Below are 16741 nucleotides of genomic sequence, written 5' to 3'. Positions count from 1 at the left end.
TTTTAAAAAAAGAAAGAGGTGTGATCATGACCAAAGGAATCTTAGGAAGAAAAGTCGGTATGACTCAAATCTTCACCAAAGATGGTATCCTTGTTCCTGTAACTGTTGTTGAAGCAGCTCCTAACGTTGTTATGCAAGTTAAGACTGTTGAATCAGACGGCTACGAGGCAATTCAAGTAGGCTACCAGGACAAGCGTGAAGTTTTGAGCAACAAACCAGAAAAAGGTCATGCTGCAAAAGCAAAGACTTCGCCTAAGCGCTTCATACGTGAAATCCGCGGAGTTGAGCTTAAGGACTACGAAGTCGGCTCAGAAATTACTGTGGACACATTTAAGGAAGGCGACGTTGTTGACGTTACCGGAATTACAAGAGGTCATGGATACCAGGGTAACATTAAGCGTTGGGGCCAATCACGTGGACCAGAAACTCACGGTTCAAGATACCACAGAATTCCTGGTTCAATGGGTTCCATCATCAACCGTGTGCCAAAGGGCAAGCGTTTGCCAGGGCACATGGGTACTAAGAAGGTTACCATTGAAAACTTGGTAATTGAGAAAGTTGTAGCAGACAAGAACGTGCTTTTAATTAAGGGCAATGTTCCAGGTGCTAAGAACTCATTGATTACCGTTAGATCTGCTGTTAAGAGTAACGATTAGGAAGGAGGACTAGAATGGCTAATATAAAAGTTATCGATCAAAAGGGCAAAGATGCTGGTGAAGTCACTTTAAAAGATGAAGTGTTCGCAATTGAACCGAACGAAAGCGTCGTTTTTGATGCTATCATCAGACAAAGGGCCGGCAGGCGTCAGGGTACCTCGAAGGTTAAAAACAGATCTGCTGTTCGCGGCGGTGGCAAGAAGCCTTGGAAGCAAAAGGGTACTGGACGTGCTCGTCAAGGTTCCATCAGGTCACCACAATGGCGCGGCGGTGGTGTAGTCTTCGGACCAACTCCACGTTCATACGCATATTCAATGCCAAGAAAGCAACGTCGTTTGGCTATCAAGTCGGTTCTTTCACAAAAATTGCTTGATCAAGATTTAATCGTTTTAGACCAGTTGACAATGGCTGCTCCTAAGACTAAGGAATTCAAGTCAATACTGGACGGCTTAAAGGTTGAAGGCAAGGTGCTGGTTGTCTCAGAGGACAGAAACGTCCAGCTATCAGCAAAGAACTTGCCGAACGTTAAGGTTGTTACGATCAACGGCGTAAACGTTGAAGATGTTGTCAATTTTGACAAGTTAATCTTGACTAAAGACGCCATTGAGAAGATTGAAAAGAATGTTGAGGGGGCTTCTGAGAAATGAGTGCACACGATATCATTTTAAGACCTGTCATTACTGAAAAGTCAACGAACTTAATGGATGATAAGAAGTACACTTTCAACGTGCTTTTAACTGCAACTAAGACTCAGGTTCGTGATGCTGTTGAAGAGATCTTCGATGTTAAGGTTAAGAAAGTTAACATTATGAATGTTCGGGGCAAGGACAAGCGGGTTGGCCGTTACAGCGGCAAGACTGCTCGCAGCCGCAAGGCGATTGTTACCTTGACTAACGATTCAAACGACATCAAGATTTTCAAAGACGAAAACACAGAAGAAAGTAAGTAATAGGAGGTCAGTCAATTGGCTATTAAAGTATATAAGCCAACCACAAACGGTCGCCGTAATATGACTTCTTCCGACTTTGCTGAGATTACCAAGAGCAAGCCAGAACGCACCTTGCTTGAAGCGCAATCACACACTGCAGGTCGCAACTCATATGGTCATATTACTAGCAGACACCGTGGCGGTGGTCACAAGCAAAAATACCGTATTATCGATTTTAAGCGCAACAAGGACAATGCAAAGGCAGTTGTTAAGGCTATCGAATATGATCCTAACAGAACTGCTAACATCGCGCTTCTGCACTACACAGATGGTATCAAGGCCTACATTTTAGCTCCAAAGGGACTAAAGGTGGGCGATATTGTCGAATCAGGTTCAAACGCCGACATCAAGCCGGGCAACGCCCTGCAATTAAAGGACATTCCTACTGGTACCTCAATTCACAACATTGAATTAAGACCAGGCAAGGGTGGACAACTCGTGAGAAGTGCCGGAACCAGCGCACAAGTTTTGGGCAACGATGGCAAATACACGCTGGTTAGACTGCAGAGTGGCGAAGTACGCAAGATTTTGTCCGTTTGCCGCGCAACTATCGGCGTTGTTGGCAACGAGCAGCACTCACTGATTCAACTGGGCAAGGCTGGTCGTAGCCGCTGGTTGGGCAGACGTCCGCAATCTCGTGGTTCCGTAATGAACCCTAACGATCACCCGCATGGTGGTGGTGAAGGCAAGGCCCCAGTTGGCCGTCCACAACCGATGACTCCTTGGGGCAAGAAGGCCCGTGGTGTTAAGACCAGAAACAAGAAGAGAGCCAGCGAGCGCTTAATTATTCGTCACCGTAAGGGCAGCAGGTAATAGAAGGAGGGTTAATTAATGAGCCGTAGTATAAAAAAAGGGCCTTTTGCCGATGCATCATTGTTAAAGAAAGTTGATGCTCAAGCGGACACAGACAAAAAACAGGTTATTAAGACTTGGTCGCGTCGTTCAACTATTTTCCCTTCCTTCGTTGGATTGACTATAGCTGTTTACGATGGTAGAAAGCATGTCCCGGTTTATGTGACTGAAGACATGGTTGGCCATAAGCTAGGTGAATTTGTTCCAACGAGAACTTTCCGTGGACACAAGACATCTAGTGACAAGGCTACTGCAAAATAGAGGAAGGAGAAACACTAAATGGCAGAACAAATTAGTTCAGCTAGGGCTGAAGCAAGAACTGTCCGGATCGCTGCAAGAAAAGCGCGCCTAGTCGTTGATTTGATTCGCGGCAAGGACGTTGCTGAAGCATTGGCAATCTTGCAATTCACGCCTAGAGCTGCTTCCCCAATCGTTGAAAAGGTTTTGCGCTCAGCAATTGCAAACGCAGAACACAACTATGATCTTGAAAGTGCTAACCTGTACGTATCTGAAGCATATGTCAATGAGGGTGCAACCTTAAAGAGATTCAGACCACGTGCCAAAGGTATGGCTTCTCCGATTAACAAGAGAACTAGTCATGTAGTTGTAGTAGTTTCAGAAAAGAACGATTAAGGGAGGTATATTAATGGGTCAGAAGATTAACCCAAATGGTTTTCGTCTCGGCGTAATTCGTGACTGGGAATCAAAATGGTATGCTGACAGAGGATACAAAGAAACCTTAACTGAGGACCTGAAGATTAGAAAATTCATCTCGAAGAGATTAAAGGACGCCTCTGTTTCTACTGTTGAAATTGAACGTGCAGCCAACCGAATCAACGTATCAATCAATACCTCAAAACCAGGTATGGTAATTGGTAAGGGCGGAGCTGAAGTTGAAGCATTGAGAAAAGACCTGAATGCTTTGACTAACAAGCAGGTTCACGTTAACATTGTTGAAATCAAGAAACCAGACCTCGATGCTCAGTTAGTTGCTGAGAGTATCGCCAGCCAGCTTGAAGCGCGTATTGCGTTTAGGCGTGCTACCCGTCAGGCTACGCAAAGAACAATGCGCGCCGGTGCCAAGGGCATCAGAGTGCAGACTTCTGGTCGTTTGAACGGTGCCGACATGGCAAGAAGAGAATGGCACACAGAGGGCCGGGTTCCACTGCAAACTTTAAGAGCGGATATTGACTATGCTTGGGTAAATGCCTACACCACTTATGGCGAAATTGGCGTTCAAGTATGGATCAACCGGGGTGAAATCTTACCTTCAAGAAGTAAGAAGCCCGAAAACGTGAAGGGAGGAAACAAATAATGCCTCTAGTACCAAAACGAGTAAAACACCGTCGTGAGTTCCGTGGCAAGATGCGTGGCGCCGCTAAGGGCGGCAAAACCATTGCCTTTGGCGAATACGGCCTCCAAGCGCTTGAGTCGCACTGGATTACCTCTCAACAAATCGAGGCTGCCCGTGTTGCGATGACACGTTACATGAAGCGTGGCGGTAAAGTTTGGATTAGAATTTTCCCGCAAAAGTCATACACTGCTAAGGGTGTTGGTGTCCGGATGGGTTCCGGTAAAGGTGCACCAGCAGGCTGGGTAGCCGTAGTCAAGCGGGAAAAAATTATGTTTGAAATTGGCGGCGTTAGCGAAGAAGTTGCGCGCGAAGCTCTCCGTCTTGCCTCAACCAAGCTGCCAATCAAATGCAAGTTCGTGATGAAAAGTTCGGAAGTAGGTGGCAATTCTAATGAAGGCTAAGGAAATCAGAGCACTAACCACTGATCAAATGTTAGACAAGGAAAAGCAATACAAAGAAGAACTCTTTAATTTGCGCTTCCAACAAGCAACGGGTCAATTAGAAAATACCGCTCGCCTCGGCAAGGTCCGCAAGAATATCGCTAGGATTAAGACAATTCTGAGCGAAAAAGCATTGAAGAACGATTAGTGGAAGGGAGTTATTAACTTGAGCGAATCAATCGAAAGAAATCATCGTCACGTATATCAAGGTCGAGTAATTTCTGATAAGAACGATAAGACGATTACAGTTGTTGTCGACACTTACAAGAATCACCCTGTATACAAGAAGCGGATTAAATATTCCAAGAAATACTACGCACAAGACGAAAATAATGAAGCTAAAGTTGGCGATACTGTTCGTATCATGGAAACTCGTCCATTATCTCGTACAAAGCGCTTTCGTTTAGTTGAAATTGTTAAGAAATCTGTTTAACTTGCGGATTTAGTGAGGGGAGGATTATATAGTGATTCAAAATGAATCCCGTTTGAAGGTTGCTGATAACTCAGGTGCCAGAGAACTTTTGGTTATTAGGGTCTTGGGTGGTTCAAAGCGTAAGACCGGTAACATTGGTGACATCGTGGTTGCAACCGTTAAACAAGCAACACCAGGTGGCGTTGTCAAAAAAGGTGACGTTGTCAAGGCGGTCATCGTTAGAACAAAATCAGGCGCGCGTCGTGAAGATGGCTCATACATTAGGTTTGATGAGAATGCTGGCGTAGTTATTAATGCAGACAAGAGCCCCCGGGGTACCCGTATCTTTGGGCCTGTTGCGCGTGAGTTGCGTGAGCACGACTTTATGAAGATCGTCTCTCTTGCTCCTGAAGTCTTATAATAAGTGAGGTGCACTGATGTTTGTTAAAACTGGTGACAAAGTAAAAGTAATTGCCGGAAAAGACAAGGGCAAAGAAGGTATCGTTCTTTCCGTTGACACCAAGAAAAACCGTGTGGTTGTCAAGGGCGTTAACACGATTAAGAAACACGAAAAGCCTTCACAAACCAACGCAAATGGTGGCGTGGTTGAGTCAAATGGTTCAATCCACGCATCAAACGTCAAGGTGATTGCTAAGTCTGAAAGCAAAAAAGAAGAAACTAAGAAGTAGAAGGGAGGACACAAATGGCAAATTATTTAGCTCAAGAATACAAAGAAAAAATCGTTCCTGCACTGCAAGAAAAATTTGACTACAAGTCAGTAATGCAAGTACCAAAGATTGATAAGATTGTTCTGAACATGGGTGTTGGTGACGCTGTTTCAAACGCCAAGAACTTGGACGAAGCAGTTGAAGAATTGACTTTGATTTCGGGACAAAAGCCGTTAGTCACTAAGGCTAAGAAATCAATCGCCAACTTCCGCTTGCGTGAAGGCATGTCTATCGGTGCTAAGGTAACTCTTAGAGGAGATAGAATGTACGATTTCTTGTACAAGTTAGTCAATGTTTCACTTCCTCGTGTTCGTGACTTCCGTGGTGTCTCAAGCCGTTCGTTTGATGGCCGGGGCAACTACACTTTAGGTATTAAAGAACAGCTGATCTTCCCGGAAATCGATTTCGACAAGGTTAACCGGACCAGGGGATTAGATATTGTTATCGTTACTACTGCCAACACTGATGAGGAAGCCCATGCGCTGCTCAGCCAGTTCGGCATGCCGTTTGCAAAATAGCAAGATAATGGAGGACATTAATGGCTAAAACATCACAAAAAATTAGAAATCATCGTCCTGCTAAATTTTCTTCACGTGAATATACTCGTTGCGAGAGATGTGGTCGCCCACACTCCGTTTACCGTAAATTTGGCTTATGCCGTATTTGTCTGAAGGATTTAGCTCACAAGGGTCAAATCCCCGGTCTTAAAAAGGCCAGTTGGTAATACGGTTAGGAGGATAGCATAAATGGTCATGACAGATCCGATCGCAGATTACTTGACTAGAATTAGAAATGCCAACATGGCAAAGCATAGTTCAGTTGAAATTCCTGCATCAAACATTAAAAAATCTATTTCAGAAATTCTGAAACGCGAAGGCTTCATCCGTGATTACGAAGTTGCAGATGACAATAAACAAGGCATTATCAAGGTTTTCTTGAAATATGGACCAGACGGTGAACGTGTTATTTCAGGCTTAAAGCGTATTTCCAAACCGGGTTTGAGAAATTACGTTAGTGCTGAAAACCTGCCTAAGGTACTTAACGGCTTGGGCATCGCCATCGTTTCTACTTCTGCCGGCGTGATTACCGACAAGGAAGCAAGACAGAAGAACGTTGGCGGCGAAGTTGTTGCTTACGTTTGGTAATTCTGACAGAAAGGAGCATAATCAATGAGCCGTATAGGTTTAAAAACAATTGACGTCCCAGACAGTGTCACCGTTACCAAGAATGGCAACGACATCACCGTCAAGGGACCAAAGGGTGAATTAACTAGATACTTCGATCCGAAAATTACCTTTAAGCAGGAAGATGGCAAGATTAACTTTTCTCGTTCAAGTGAAAGCGACAAAGCACTTCACGGAACTGAAAGAGCAAACTTGGCTTCAATGGTTGAAGGCGTGGTTAACGGCTACAAGAAGACTTTGAAGTTGATCGGTGTTGGTTACCGTGCAACTACGCAGGGCAATAAGCTGACCTTGAACGTTGGCTACTCGCACCCGGTTGAGATGACGGCACCGGAAGGTGTTAGCGTAAATGCCACTTCAAACACTGACATTGAAGTGGAAGGAATTTCAAAGCAAAATGTTGGACAGTTTGCTGCTGAGATCCGTGCTGTACGTCCACCAGAACCTTACAAGGGCAAGGGTATTCGTTATGTTGACGAATACGTACGTCGTAAGGAAGGTAAGACAGGTAAGTAATAGATAAATTTTGAGGTGAAATTGTGATTTCAAAACCAGATAAGAATAAATTGCGCTTAAAGCGTCATAAACGTATTCGTAGCAAGATTTCTGGTACTGCTGAGCGCCCACGCTTAAGTGTTTTCCGTTCGAATAAAAACATCTACGCTCAATTAATTGATGACGTAGCGGGTGTAACGCTAGCAAGTGCCTCAACTTTAGACGATTCTGTTTCGAAGGATTCAACTAAGGTAGAACAGGCCCAGGCTGTAGGCAAGGCAATTGCCGAAGCAGCCAAGGCAAAGAACATATCAAACGTTGTGTTTGATAGAAGTGGTTACCTATACCACGGCCGTATTTCAGCTTTGGCAGATGCCGCTCGTGAAAACGGATTAGATTTCTAGGAAAGGAGATTAAATACATGGCAAACCGCAACGATTCTCGCAATAATCGCAGAAATAAAGACGACATCGAAGATCAGTTAGTAGCAATTAATCGCGTCACCAAGGTTGTCAAGGGTGGTCAACGAATGAGATTTGCTGCTCTGGTAATCGTTGGCGACAAAAAAGGTCGTGTAGGCTTTGGTACTGGTAAAGCTCAAGAAGTTCCAGAAGCAATCCGTAAGGCTGTTGAAGCCGGCAAGAAGAACATGATTAACGTTCCGATTGTTGGTTCAACCATTCCGCACGAAGTAATTGGCCACTACGGCTCAGGCAGCATCCTGTTTAAGCCTGCTCCAGCCGGTTCCGGTGTTGCAGCCGGTGGTGCCGTTCGTATCGTTATGGATATGGCTGGCATCGCGGATGTTACTTCCAAGTCCCTTGGTTCAAACACGCCAATCAACGTCGTACGTGCTGCGATGGATGGTTTGAAGAAGCTGAGAACTAGCGAAGATATTGAAAAACTGCGCCACGCAAATTTAGATTAGGGAGACTAGATAAATGACTGAATTAAAAGTTACTTTAATTAGAAGTGCTGCGCACCGTCTGCCTGAACAAAAGAAAATTGTTAAAGCTCTTGGCTTGGGTAGGATCAACAGTTCAGCTACTCTACCAGACAACGCTGCTAGCCGCGGCGCATTGCTGAAAATTGCTCACTTAATCTCTGTTGAAGAGATCAATAACTAATTGAGGAGGTGCTCAAATTAATGAAGCTTCATGAATTACATGCCGCTGAAGGCTCACGCGACACGAGAAAACGTGTTGGTCGTGGTACATCAAGCGGTCACGGAAAGACTTCTGGTCGTGGACAAAAGGGGCAATTAGCCCGTCAAGGCGGCCACACCCGTTTGGGATTTGAAGGTGGCCAAATGCCATTGTTCAGAACGATGCCTAAGCGTGGATTTAAGAACGTTAACCGTAAAGATTACGCCATTGTTAATTTGCAAGACTTAAACAAGTTTGCAGACGGCAGCGAAGTTACTGTTGCCAATCTTAAGGAAAAGGGCTTGGTTAAGAAAGAATTAGATGGCGTCAAGTTGCTTGCTAAAGGCGAGTTAAAAGTTAAGTTAAACGTAAAGGTTAACAAAGTTTCCGCCGCTGCTCAAAAAGCTGTCGAAGCAGCCGGTGGATCTGTTGAGGTGATCTAATGTTTTCGACCTTGAAGAACGCCTTTAAGGATAAAGAAATTAGAAATAAGATTTATTTCACGCTCTTTATTCTTTTGCTATACCGTATTGGGGCTAATATTACGGTTCCAGGTGTTAATGCAAAAGCGATTACTCAAGTCGCACAAACTGGCTTAGTCCCGATGCTGGATACCGTTTCTGGTGGTGGACTAGATACTTATTCGATCTTTTCACTGGGTGTTTCCCCCTACATTACTGCACAGATTGTTATTCAACTATTGCAGATGGACATTGTTCCAACGTTAGTGGAATGGGGAAAGCAAGGTGAAGTAGGACGTCGTAAGACTAACCAAGTCACGCGGTGGCTCTCTTTGGTCGTCGCATTTGTTCAAAGCCTGGGCATCACGCTCGGCTTCAATGCGTTGACGCAGATGGGTTTGGTTAAGACGCAAACGCCGCAGACCTACGCCGAAATCGCCATGGTGATGACGGCGGGAACGATGCTGTTGACCTGGCTCGGTGATGAGATCACCGACAAGGGTCTCGGCAACGGCGTTTCGGTAATTATTTTTGCCGGTATTATTGCGCGACTTCCGCGCGGATTGTGGCAGCTTTATAAGGAAAGCGTCATTAACAACAGTGCGAGTGATCGTTGGCAAGGTATTTTGTTCTTCATCGCGATTATCATTGCAATACTCATCGTGACGCAGATCGTTACGTGGGTTGAACAGGCAGATCGCCGTATTCCAATCCAATATACAAGACGAGCAACTATCAGTGGCTCTGAGAGCTTTTTACCATTGAAAGTTAATGTTTCAGGTGTTATTCCCGTAATTTTCGCCAGTTCGTTTATTATTACACCAGCAACAATTTTAATGGCCTTTCAACGAAGCCAGGGCGATCAGCAATGGTACAAGGTAATGACCGAGATTTTTAGCATGCAGACCACGCCGGGGGTAATAATTTACACCGTTCTGATTATTTTGTTTACGTTCTTCTATGCTTTTGTTCAGGTTAATCCTGAGAAGCTGGCCAAGAACCTGCAAAAACAGGGTGCCTATATCCCTAGCGTATGGCCGGGCAAGGACACGCAGAACTATGTTTCTAAACTATTGATTAGATTATCAACTGTTGGTTCTGTGTTCTTGGGCCTAGTGGCTTTACTGCCGCAGCTTGCAACTAATATTTGGAATTTGCCGAGTTCGATTGGTTTAGGCGGAACTAGCCTATTGATCGTTATCGGGGTTGTCTTGGAATTATCGCGCCAAGTTAACGGTTTGCTAATGAAGAGAGAGTACGTCGGATTCATCAGATAGGAACGGATATATGATTAACTTGTTTATTTTAGGATTGCCGGGTGCCGGCAAGGGCACTGTATCGGAGCAGATTGTCGATAAATACCATCTAACTCACATCTCAACTGGGGATATGTTTAGAGAAGCAATGGCTAACAAGACCAAAGTTGGTCTTGAGGCTAAGAATTATATTGACAAGGGCGATTTGGTACCGGACGAGGTTACTGCCAGACTGGTTGAGGAACGCTTAAGTGAGCCGGATATTAAGGAAGGCTACATTTTGGATGGCTTTCCGCGTACAATAGTTCAGGCTGAACTCCTCGAAGGTATCACAAAGCGGCTGGGCAAACCCCTAACGAGCACAATTTCGCTTGAAGTTAAGGAAGAAACCCTGATCAAGCGCTTATCGGCACGCTTTATGTGCAAGAATTGCGGTGCCACTTATAATAAGATCACTAAGATGCCCAAAGTAAAGGACACCTGTGACCGGTGTGGTAGCCACGAATTTTACCAGCGTGATGATGACAAGCCTGAAGTAGTTAAGAATCGTTTAGAAGTTAACGAAAAGATGAATACGCCCTTGAAAGACTATTACCAGAAAAATGGGTTGTTGACTGTTGTTGATGGTGAACAAACGCCAGAAAAGGTCTTTGAAAGTGTCGATGCGGTTTTAAGTAAAAAGTAATAATTGGTATCTTTACTTTTCCGTGTTATAATTTCAAAGTGTGACTGTTTAAATGCGGAGGAACAGCTTTGGCAAAAGATGATGTCATTGAAGTAAAGGGTAAGGTAGTCGATACCTTGCCTAACGCTATGTTTAAAGTTGAATTGGAAAATGGAGCTGTGATTTTAGCACATGTTTCCGGCAAAATTAGGATGCACTACATCCGGATCCTGCCTGGAGACCGTGTTACTGTCGAACTTTCTCCTTATGATTTAACAAAAGGTAGAATTACTTATCGGTTTATAAAGTAATAACGGAGGGAAACATGAAGGTTAGACCATCTGTTAAACCAATGTGTGAACATTGTAAGATAATTAAAAGACATGGTCGTGTGATGGTTATTTGTTCTGCAAATCCAAAACACAAGCAGCGTCAAGGTTAAAATAAAATAGGAGGTGCAATTTATGGCACGTATTGCTGGTGTTGACTTACCAAGAGATAAAAGAATAGTTGTTGCATTAACATATATTTATGGTATTGGTGAACCAACAGCTCAGAAAATTTGTGCGGATGCTGGTGTTTCTGAAGACATACGTTCAAAAGATTTGACTCCAGACGACCAGGAAAAGCTTCGCGCAGAAGTTGATAAATACCGCGTTGAAGGTGACTTGCGTAGAGAAATCAGCATGAACATCAAGCGGCTTATTGACATTGGTTCTTACCGTGGTATGCGTCACCGCCGTGGACTCCCGGTTCGCGGTCAGAATACCAAGAATAATGCCCGTACTCGTAAGGGTAGTAAGAAGAATAAATAAAAATTATAAGGAGGTTTATTGATGCCTAAAACAGCACGTAAGCGTCGTGTGAAGAAGCACGTTGAAAAAGGCGTTGCGCACATTCATTCTACGTTTAATAATACTTTAGTCATGATTACTGACGTTCAAGGCAACGCAATTGCTTGGTCTTCAGCCGGTGCGCTGGGCTTTAAGGGTAGCCGTAAGTCTACTCCGTTTGCAGCCCAGATGGCAGCTGAAGCAGCGGCTAAGAGCGCAATGGATCAGGGCATGAAGCATGTAGAAGTTTCAGTTAAGGGTCCCGGCTCAGGTCGTGAATCTGCTATCAGATCACTTCAAGCCACAGGTCTTGAGATTACTGCAATCCGTGACGTTACCCCAGTTCCCCACAATGGTTCTAGACCACCAAAACGTCGTCGTGTTTAATTTTGTTCTTAATGAAGGACGTTGCGTTTTGAGAGGGGCCTAGTAATGATTGAATTTGAAAAACCAAATATTACCGTTGTGGACCAAGAGAAGTCTTATGGTAAATTTGTTATTGAACCACTTGAACGAGGCTTTGGTACTACTTTAGGTAATTCATTACGTAGAGTTTTACTGACATCTATCCCGGGTACAGGACTTGTTTATATTCAAATTGACGATGTCTTACACGAATTCTCAACCATTCCTGGCGTAAAAGAAGACGTTGCTAAGATTATCTTGAACCTGAAGAAACTTGAATTAAAGTCTTTTTCTGATGAACAAAAAATTATTGAGTTGGACGTTGAGGGACCGACAACCGTTACGGCTGACGACCTCAAGGCTGACGCGGACATTCAAATCTTGAATCCTGACCAGTATATTTGTACCATCGCTGACGGTGGTCACCTGCACATGCAGATCGCGGTCACTAATGGTCGCGGCTACGTAGCTGCAAGCGACAACAAGAGTGATGACATGCCAATTGGCGTCATTCCAGTTGATTCCCTTTTTTCACCAATTGAAAAAGTCAATTACCAGGTTGAATCAACGCGTGTTGGTAAAAGAGACGATTTTGACAAGCTCACTTTAGAGATTTGGACTGATGGTTCAATCAAGCCTAGTGACGCCCTGAGTTTTGCCGCCAAGATTTTGGTGGAACACTTTAAGGTGTTTGAAACTGCTGATGCAAAGACTAAATTCAATGATGTAATGGTTGAAAAAGAGGACGACAAAGTCGAGAAGAAGCTCGAAATGACGATTGAAGAGCTCGATTTGTCCGTTCGTTCATACAACTGCCTCAAGCGAGCCGGAATTAATACCCTGCAGGAGTTAACTGACAAGACCGAAGCGGATATGATGCGGGTACGCAACTTGGGCAGAAAATCATTGGAAGAAGTTAAAAACAAATTAGCTGACTTAGGACTTTCACTTCGTCAAGAAGATTAATTGAAAATAAAAGGAGGTAAACTGATGGCATACCGTAAATTAGGGGTCGACAGTGCTCATAGAAAAGCAATGCTGAGAGAAATGACCACGCAATTGATCATGAAGGAACGCATTGTTACGACTGAAACCCGTGCCAAAGAAGTACGCAAAACTGCCGAAAGAATGATTACTTTGGGCAAGCGGGGAGATTTAGCCGCTAGGAGAAAGGCTGCTGCTTTTGTCCGCAATGAAGTTGCTGATATCAAAGAAGAAGGAGATGCAGTAGTAGTTAAGTCTGCCCTGCAAAAGCTCTTTAGCGATGTCGCACCGCGTTACAAAGAACGCAATGGTGGATACACCAGAATTATGAAGTTAGCAAATGCCCGCAAGGGTGATGCTGCCCCAATGGTTATCCTTGAATTAGTTTAATTTAAGACAACCGAACTTAATAGCTATTAAGAATTACCCTTGAAAGTGAGAATAAGCGTTAAGATGATGACGAAAGTTTAGTCTAGCTTAGATAATTACTCATTATCCCTCTTCATGGGTGATTTTTTTTGGTTTTTTTTGTTACAATTGAGTCAGACTTTTTAGGATGGTGAGAGTATGGCGGCAGATAATGCAGATAATATTATAAGAATTCGCAATGTAAGTTTTACTTACCCCGAGGCAGATACCCCGGCGATTGATAACATCAGCTTTGATGTTAAGCGGGGGTCCTGGACCGCCATCATTGGTCATAACGGCAGCGGCAAGTCGACGATTATCAGGTTGATCAACGGGCTGCTGGTACCGGACGAGAAGGGCAAGCCGGCGATTGAGGTCGACGGCACCGAACTCAATGATGAGACAGTGTGGAGCATTCGTGATAAAGTTGGAGTGGTATTTCAAAATCCCGATAACCAGTTTGTCGGAGCCACGGTTGCCGACGATGTTGCCTTTGGCCTGGAGAACAGGGGGGTGCCCCGCGAGCAAATGATCAAGATTGTTCCTGCGGCAATTGCGGCAGTCGGAATGTCTGACTATGCCAATGCAGAGCCGGCCAGTCTGTCGGGCGGGCAAAAACAGCGTGTGGCAATCGCCGGAATCTTAGCTATCAGGCCCCGGATAATTATTCTTGACGAGGCAACGTCAATGCTTGATCCGGAAGGTCGGGACAATATTTTGCAAATAGTCAGTCAAATGAAGGAAGAGTATGACCTGACGGTTATTTCCATCACGCACGACATTGATGAGGCCAACTTGGCGGACCAGGTGCTGGTAATGAGCGATGGCCGGCTAATTACGCAAGGGTCCACCACTGATGTTTTCAGCCAGTCTAAGCTTTTAAAAAAGCTGGGACTTGACGTACCCTTCTTTGCCCAAATTAAGGAGGCACTGGAGGATAGGGGCATTGCGCTTTCCGGTGGCCTTGATACAGAAAAAGAGTTGATCAAATACTTATGTCAATTAAATTCGAAAAAGTAAGCTACACGTACTCGCCCGATTCCCCGCTTGAGAAGAAGGGCCTGGAAGACGTCAGCTTTGAACTGAACGAGGGCTCGTTCACTGCAATAATTGGCCATACGGGCAGCGGCAAGTCGACTCTGATGCAGCACTTCAACGCCCTGTTAAAACCGACAAGCGGTCATATTGAAATTGCGGGCACGCATATTACACCGGATACGACCAATAAGCACCTTAAGGCACTGCGTCAGCATGTTAGCCTCGTGTTTCAATTTCCGGAAACGCAGTTGTTTGAAAATACGGTTCTTGATGATATTGCCTTTGGTCCCAAGAACTTTGGCTATACTGCTGAGCAGGCTAAGAAGAGCGCTGCGAACTGGCTTGAGAAGGTCGGGCTGCCTCCGGAAATAGGCCAAAGATCGCCGTTTGAACTTTCTGGTGGCCAAATGCGCCGCGTGGCGATTGCGGGCGTTTTGGCGTACGAGCCGGACATCCTTTGCCTCGATGAGCCGGCCGCCGGCCTTGATCCCCGGGCGCGTGAGCAAATGATGACCCTCTTTTCACAATATCGAAAGGAGGGGCACACGGTCATTTTGGTAACGCACAACATGGACGACGTGGCCAACTATGCCGATGATGTCTTGGTGATGGAACACGGCCGGCTAATTAAGCACGCGGGCCCGGGTGAGGTCTTCAAAGACCGTGACTGGCTTAGGGTTCACCACTTGGAGGAACCCAAGGCTTCGCTGTTCGCATCGAAGTTGACCAATTATGACTTTGTCAATCCACCACTGACGGTGGGCGCGCTGATTCAGGGCATTACCAAGAACTTAGGGAGGTGAGCACTTGTGAGCAAAATTTTAATAGGACGTTACATCGCTGGCGATACGCTCGTTTACAAGATGGACCCGCGGGGCAAGCTGCTGGCAACTATCCTCTTCATTTTAGTCATTTTTATGGCCAATAACGCGGCAACTTACGCAATCATCACGGCCTTTAGCTTCATTGCGGTTGCAGCCACCAGACTGAAGCCCAGGGTTTTCTGGGATGGCGTCAAACCGCTGATTTGGCTGATTCTTTTCACGTCTTTTTTGCAGCTGTTTTTCACGGTGGGGGGAAAGGTTTACTGGCAGTGGGGCATATTTGCCATCACCAGTTACGGCATAACCAATGCCATTTTTATCTTTATCCGTTTCACCGTGATTATCCTGGTTTCGACGGTGATGACGGTGACGACGATGCCGCTAGAAATTGCGGATGCAATCGAATGGATGCTAAAACCGCTGAGGTTGTTCCGGGTGCCCGTTGACAAAATTGCCCTCGTGATGTCAATTGCCCTCCGTTTTGTGCCCACGCTGTTTGACCAAACGTTTAAAATTATGAATGCTCAGCGGTCTCGCGGCGCCGACTTCAACAACGGCGGGCTGGTTACCCGTGCTAAGGCGATAACGCCCCTCCTGATTCCGTTATTCATCAACTCGCTGCAGACGGCGGTGGATTTGTCAACGGCAATGGAATCACGCGGTTACAAGGGAGACCGGGGGAGGTCCAAGTTTCGGGTGCTGCACTGGTCGAGTGCGGACCTATACAACCTGGCATACTTTGCACTTTTAGTCATACTGCTATTGATTTTTAGGACACGGTAATGAAGACAAGATACAAAATGACGCTTGCATATGATGGGCACCTCTTTCACGGCTTTCAGTCCCAGCCCCACCAGCGAACTGTTCAGGGCACAGTTGAAGCGGCCCTGACCAAGATGACCAAGGGTACATTTATCCCCGTAGAGGGCTCGGGAAGAACCGATGCGGGCGTGCACGCCCTGGGCCAGGTTATCCATTTTGATTACCCCGGGAATCCACTGCCCCCCGAAAGAATGCTATATGCACTTAATTCAATCATGCCACTTGACGTCGTCTTTAAGGACAGCGAAATCGTGAACGAAAATTTTCACGTGCGCTACAGCGCAAAGGGGAAGTGGTACCGCTACCGGGTAAGCTTGGACCGGTTCGTCGATCCCTTCAAGCGCTTCTATACGGGCCATTATCATTATCCGGTTGACGTCGAGAAGATGAGGAGGGCAGCGCGTGATCTGCTCGGGACGCATGATTTTACCAGCTTTGCCGCAAGTGGCGGACAGATCAAAAACAAGGTCCGGACAATGTACTACGTTAACGTTGAAAGGGCTGACGATGCTAATGAAGTAATTTTTGACTTTATCTGCTCGGGCTTTTTATACAACATGGTGCGCATTTTAGTGGCGTTGCTGCTTGAAATTGGCCGGGGCAAGAGACCGGTTGATGATATTCCCCGGGTAATAATGGCACGTGATCGTGAACAGGTTAGAGAAACAGCACAGGCCAGCGGGTTGTTTTTGTATCATGTTTTTTACGATGACATTCCCGAAAAATACCGGCTGGATTGCTAATAATATTGACAATTTTGTCTAAAGGAAGTATCATAGTTAAGTATGTTTG

32 protein-coding genes are annotated in these 16741 nt (G+C 45.3%); all 32 read left to right on the top strand.

The window, feature by feature from the left end; translation table 11 throughout:
- The first annotated feature begins 26 nt into the window (after positions 1–26).
- The 32 genes from rplC (at position 27) to truA (ending at position 16692) form a co-directional block, all read left to right on the top strand.
- Positions 27–656: a 50S ribosomal protein L3 gene (gene rplC / locus AC2JF6_RS02520; protein ID WP_500729187.1), complete on the top strand. Its 630-nt coding sequence runs from the start codon at positions 27–29 to the stop codon at positions 654–656.
- A gap of 14 nt (positions 657–670) precedes the next feature.
- The gene (gene rplD, locus AC2JF6_RS02515; protein ID WP_500729186.1) at positions 671–1303 is read left to right on the top strand and encodes a 50S ribosomal protein L4; all 633 of its coding nucleotides are present in this window, start codon (positions 671–673) and stop codon (positions 1301–1303) included.
- Positions 1300–1605, top strand: a complete 306-nt coding sequence (gene rplW / locus AC2JF6_RS02510) for a 50S ribosomal protein L23 (RefSeq protein ID WP_500729185.1) — start codon at positions 1300–1302, stop codon at positions 1603–1605. Before rplD ends, rplW begins: the two co-directional genes overlap by 4 nt.
- Positions 1606–1620: 15 nt before the next feature.
- On the top strand, positions 1621–2457 hold the full coding sequence (rplB, locus tag AC2JF6_RS02505) for a 50S ribosomal protein L2 (RefSeq protein WP_500729184.1): 837 nt from the start codon (positions 1621–1623) through the stop codon (positions 2455–2457).
- A gap of 18 nt (positions 2458–2475) precedes the next feature.
- Entirely contained in the window at positions 2476–2757 is a 282-nt protein-coding gene (gene rpsS, locus AC2JF6_RS02500) for a 30S ribosomal protein S19 (RefSeq protein ID WP_500729183.1), read from the top strand.
- Between the two features lie 18 nt (positions 2758–2775).
- On the top strand, positions 2776–3129 hold the full coding sequence (gene rplV / locus AC2JF6_RS02495; RefSeq protein WP_122018831.1) for a 50S ribosomal protein L22: 354 nt from the start codon (positions 2776–2778) through the stop codon (positions 3127–3129).
- Between the two features lie 13 nt (positions 3130–3142).
- Positions 3143–3811, top strand: a complete 669-nt coding sequence (rpsC, locus tag AC2JF6_RS02490; protein WP_500729182.1) for a 30S ribosomal protein S3 — start codon at positions 3143–3145, stop codon at positions 3809–3811.
- On the top strand, positions 3811–4251 hold the full coding sequence (gene rplP, locus AC2JF6_RS02485) for a 50S ribosomal protein L16 (protein WP_500729181.1): 441 nt from the start codon (positions 3811–3813) through the stop codon (positions 4249–4251). Before rpsC ends, rplP begins: the two co-directional genes overlap by 1 nt.
- A complete protein-coding gene (rpmC, locus tag AC2JF6_RS02480) occupies positions 4241–4438 on the top strand; it encodes a 50S ribosomal protein L29 (RefSeq protein WP_500729180.1) in 198 nt (65 codons plus the stop codon). Before rplP ends, rpmC begins: the two co-directional genes overlap by 11 nt.
- A gap of 18 nt (positions 4439–4456) precedes the next feature.
- The gene (gene rpsQ / locus AC2JF6_RS02475; protein ID WP_317637139.1) at positions 4457–4723 is read left to right on the top strand and encodes a 30S ribosomal protein S17; all 267 of its coding nucleotides are present in this window, start codon (positions 4457–4459) and stop codon (positions 4721–4723) included.
- A 31-nt stretch (positions 4724–4754) separates the two neighbouring features.
- Positions 4755–5123, top strand: coding sequence for a 50S ribosomal protein L14 (rplN, locus tag AC2JF6_RS02470; RefSeq protein WP_500729179.1), 369 nt, complete (start codon positions 4755–4757; stop codon positions 5121–5123).
- Between the two features lie 16 nt (positions 5124–5139).
- On the top strand, positions 5140–5391 hold the full coding sequence (gene rplX, locus AC2JF6_RS02465) for a 50S ribosomal protein L24 (RefSeq protein ID WP_500729178.1): 252 nt from the start codon (positions 5140–5142) through the stop codon (positions 5389–5391).
- A 14-nt stretch (positions 5392–5405) separates the two neighbouring features.
- Positions 5406–5948 (top strand): 50S ribosomal protein L5, encoded by a 543-nt coding sequence (gene rplE, locus AC2JF6_RS02460; RefSeq protein WP_500729177.1) that lies wholly within the window; start codon positions 5406–5408, stop codon positions 5946–5948.
- A 20-nt stretch (positions 5949–5968) separates the two neighbouring features.
- A complete protein-coding gene (locus tag AC2JF6_RS02455) occupies positions 5969–6154 on the top strand; it encodes a type Z 30S ribosomal protein S14 (RefSeq protein ID WP_046307561.1) in 186 nt (61 codons plus the stop codon).
- A 22-nt stretch (positions 6155–6176) separates the two neighbouring features.
- Positions 6177–6575 carry a 30S ribosomal protein S8 gene (gene rpsH, locus AC2JF6_RS02450; RefSeq protein WP_500729176.1) on the top strand — a complete coding sequence of 133 codons (399 nt, stop codon included), beginning with the start codon at positions 6177–6179 and terminating at the stop codon, positions 6573–6575.
- A gap of 24 nt (positions 6576–6599) precedes the next feature.
- Positions 6600–7130, top strand: coding sequence for a 50S ribosomal protein L6 (gene rplF / locus AC2JF6_RS02445; RefSeq protein ID WP_500729175.1), 531 nt, complete (start codon positions 6600–6602; stop codon positions 7128–7130).
- 23 nt (positions 7131–7153) lie between these two features.
- Positions 7154–7513: a 50S ribosomal protein L18 gene (gene rplR, locus AC2JF6_RS02440; RefSeq protein WP_500729174.1), complete on the top strand. Its 360-nt coding sequence runs from the start codon at positions 7154–7156 to the stop codon at positions 7511–7513.
- 17 nt (positions 7514–7530) lie between these two features.
- Positions 7531–8037, top strand: a complete 507-nt coding sequence (rpsE, locus tag AC2JF6_RS02435) for a 30S ribosomal protein S5 (RefSeq protein ID WP_500729173.1) — start codon at positions 7531–7533, stop codon at positions 8035–8037.
- Between the two features lie 13 nt (positions 8038–8050).
- Positions 8051–8236, top strand: coding sequence for a 50S ribosomal protein L30 (rpmD, locus tag AC2JF6_RS02430; protein WP_500729172.1), 186 nt, complete (start codon positions 8051–8053; stop codon positions 8234–8236).
- Positions 8237–8256: 20 nt separating this feature from the next.
- Positions 8257–8697, top strand: coding sequence for a 50S ribosomal protein L15 (gene rplO, locus AC2JF6_RS02425; RefSeq protein WP_500729171.1), 441 nt, complete (start codon positions 8257–8259; stop codon positions 8695–8697).
- The gene (secY, locus tag AC2JF6_RS02420) at positions 8697–9992 is read left to right on the top strand and encodes a preprotein translocase subunit SecY (protein ID WP_500729170.1); all 1296 of its coding nucleotides are present in this window, start codon (positions 8697–8699) and stop codon (positions 9990–9992) included. The genes rplO and secY overlap by 1 nt, the downstream gene beginning before the upstream one ends.
- 10 nt (positions 9993–10002) lie before the next feature.
- Positions 10003–10656, top strand: a complete 654-nt coding sequence (locus tag AC2JF6_RS02415) for an adenylate kinase (RefSeq protein ID WP_500729169.1) — start codon at positions 10003–10005, stop codon at positions 10654–10656.
- A gap of 68 nt (positions 10657–10724) precedes the next feature.
- Complete coding sequence (gene infA, locus AC2JF6_RS02410; protein WP_034980408.1) at positions 10725–10946, top strand: translation initiation factor IF-1; 222 nt, start codon at positions 10725–10727, stop codon at positions 10944–10946.
- A gap of 14 nt (positions 10947–10960) precedes the next feature.
- Positions 10961–11077 carry a 50S ribosomal protein L36 gene (gene rpmJ, locus AC2JF6_RS02405; protein ID WP_003647815.1) on the top strand — a complete coding sequence of 39 codons (117 nt, stop codon included), beginning with the start codon at positions 10961–10963 and terminating at the stop codon, positions 11075–11077.
- Positions 11078–11099: 22 nt separating this feature from the next.
- The gene (gene rpsM, locus AC2JF6_RS02400; RefSeq protein WP_500729168.1) at positions 11100–11450 is read left to right on the top strand and encodes a 30S ribosomal protein S13; all 351 of its coding nucleotides are present in this window, start codon (positions 11100–11102) and stop codon (positions 11448–11450) included.
- A gap of 21 nt (positions 11451–11471) precedes the next feature.
- On the top strand, positions 11472–11855 hold the full coding sequence (gene rpsK / locus AC2JF6_RS02395) for a 30S ribosomal protein S11 (RefSeq protein WP_500727720.1): 384 nt from the start codon (positions 11472–11474) through the stop codon (positions 11853–11855).
- A gap of 45 nt (positions 11856–11900) precedes the next feature.
- The gene (locus tag AC2JF6_RS02390; protein ID WP_500729167.1) at positions 11901–12839 is read left to right on the top strand and encodes a DNA-directed RNA polymerase subunit alpha; all 939 of its coding nucleotides are present in this window, start codon (positions 11901–11903) and stop codon (positions 12837–12839) included.
- A gap of 24 nt (positions 12840–12863) precedes the next feature.
- Positions 12864–13247 (top strand): 50S ribosomal protein L17, encoded by a 384-nt coding sequence (gene rplQ, locus AC2JF6_RS02385; RefSeq protein ID WP_500729166.1) that lies wholly within the window; start codon positions 12864–12866, stop codon positions 13245–13247.
- Between the two features lie 177 nt (positions 13248–13424).
- Positions 13425–14285, top strand: a complete 861-nt coding sequence (locus AC2JF6_RS02380; RefSeq protein ID WP_500729165.1) for an energy-coupling factor ABC transporter ATP-binding protein — start codon at positions 13425–13427, stop codon at positions 14283–14285.
- Entirely contained in the window at positions 14261–15106 is an 846-nt protein-coding gene (locus AC2JF6_RS02375; RefSeq protein WP_500729164.1) for an energy-coupling factor transporter ATPase, read from the top strand. Before AC2JF6_RS02380 ends, AC2JF6_RS02375 begins: the two co-directional genes overlap by 25 nt.
- Before the next feature lie 6 nt (positions 15107–15112).
- A complete protein-coding gene (locus AC2JF6_RS02370; protein ID WP_500729162.1) occupies positions 15113–15910 on the top strand; it encodes an energy-coupling factor transporter transmembrane component T family protein in 798 nt (265 codons plus the stop codon).
- On the top strand, positions 15910–16692 hold the full coding sequence (gene truA, locus AC2JF6_RS02365; protein ID WP_500729161.1) for a tRNA pseudouridine(38-40) synthase TruA: 783 nt from the start codon (positions 15910–15912) through the stop codon (positions 16690–16692). The genes AC2JF6_RS02370 and truA overlap by 1 nt, the downstream gene beginning before the upstream one ends.
- Positions 16693–16741 lie beyond the last annotated feature (49 nt).

This window comes from Lactobacillus sp. XV13L, from assembly GCF_059900875.1.
Note: the sequence above shows the minus strand (reverse complement) of the source record. Positions and strands in the feature narration are given on the sequence as shown.

Coding starts and splice junctions, on each gene's coding strand:
- rplC (WP_500729187.1), top strand. CDS start 27: ATGACCAAAGGAATCTTAGGAAGAAAAGTCGGTATGACTCAAATCTTC.
- rplD (WP_500729186.1), top strand. CDS start 671: ATGGCTAATATAAAAGTTATCGATCAAAAGGGCAAAGATGCTGGTGAA.
- rplW (WP_500729185.1), top strand. CDS start 1,300: ATGAGTGCACACGATATCATTTTAAGACCTGTCATTACTGAAAAGTCA.
- rpsS (WP_500729183.1), top strand. CDS start 2,476: ATGAGCCGTAGTATAAAAAAAGGGCCTTTTGCCGATGCATCATTGTTA.
- rplV (WP_122018831.1), top strand. CDS start 2,776: ATGGCAGAACAAATTAGTTCAGCTAGGGCTGAAGCAAGAACTGTCCGG.
- rpsC (WP_500729182.1), top strand. CDS start 3,143: ATGGGTCAGAAGATTAACCCAAATGGTTTTCGTCTCGGCGTAATTCGT.
- rplP (WP_500729181.1), top strand. CDS start 3,811: ATGCCTCTAGTACCAAAACGAGTAAAACACCGTCGTGAGTTCCGTGGC.
- rpmC (WP_500729180.1), top strand. CDS start 4,241: ATGAAGGCTAAGGAAATCAGAGCACTAACCACTGATCAAATGTTAGAC.
- rplX (WP_500729178.1), top strand. CDS start 5,140: ATGTTTGTTAAAACTGGTGACAAAGTAAAAGTAATTGCCGGAAAAGAC.
- rplE (WP_500729177.1), top strand. CDS start 5,406: ATGGCAAATTATTTAGCTCAAGAATACAAAGAAAAAATCGTTCCTGCA.
- AC2JF6_RS02455 (WP_046307561.1), top strand. CDS start 5,969: ATGGCTAAAACATCACAAAAAATTAGAAATCATCGTCCTGCTAAATTT.
- rpsH (WP_500729176.1), top strand. CDS start 6,177: ATGGTCATGACAGATCCGATCGCAGATTACTTGACTAGAATTAGAAAT.
- rplF (WP_500729175.1), top strand. CDS start 6,600: ATGAGCCGTATAGGTTTAAAAACAATTGACGTCCCAGACAGTGTCACC.
- rpsE (WP_500729173.1), top strand. CDS start 7,531: ATGGCAAACCGCAACGATTCTCGCAATAATCGCAGAAATAAAGACGAC.
- rpmD (WP_500729172.1), top strand. CDS start 8,051: ATGACTGAATTAAAAGTTACTTTAATTAGAAGTGCTGCGCACCGTCTG.
- rplO (WP_500729171.1), top strand. CDS start 8,257: ATGAAGCTTCATGAATTACATGCCGCTGAAGGCTCACGCGACACGAGA.
- secY (WP_500729170.1), top strand. CDS start 8,697: ATGTTTTCGACCTTGAAGAACGCCTTTAAGGATAAAGAAATTAGAAAT.
- AC2JF6_RS02415 (WP_500729169.1), top strand. CDS start 10,003: ATGATTAACTTGTTTATTTTAGGATTGCCGGGTGCCGGCAAGGGCACT.
- rpmJ (WP_003647815.1), top strand. CDS start 10,961: ATGAAGGTTAGACCATCTGTTAAACCAATGTGTGAACATTGTAAGATA.
- rpsM (WP_500729168.1), top strand. CDS start 11,100: ATGGCACGTATTGCTGGTGTTGACTTACCAAGAGATAAAAGAATAGTT.
- rpsK (WP_500727720.1), top strand. CDS start 11,472: ATGCCTAAAACAGCACGTAAGCGTCGTGTGAAGAAGCACGTTGAAAAA.
- AC2JF6_RS02390 (WP_500729167.1), top strand. CDS start 11,901: ATGATTGAATTTGAAAAACCAAATATTACCGTTGTGGACCAAGAGAAG.
- rplQ (WP_500729166.1), top strand. CDS start 12,864: ATGGCATACCGTAAATTAGGGGTCGACAGTGCTCATAGAAAAGCAATG.
- AC2JF6_RS02380 (WP_500729165.1), top strand. CDS start 13,425: ATGGCGGCAGATAATGCAGATAATATTATAAGAATTCGCAATGTAAGT.
- AC2JF6_RS02375 (WP_500729164.1), top strand. CDS start 14,261: ATGTCAATTAAATTCGAAAAAGTAAGCTACACGTACTCGCCCGATTCC.
- truA (WP_500729161.1), top strand. CDS start 15,910: ATGAAGACAAGATACAAAATGACGCTTGCATATGATGGGCACCTCTTT.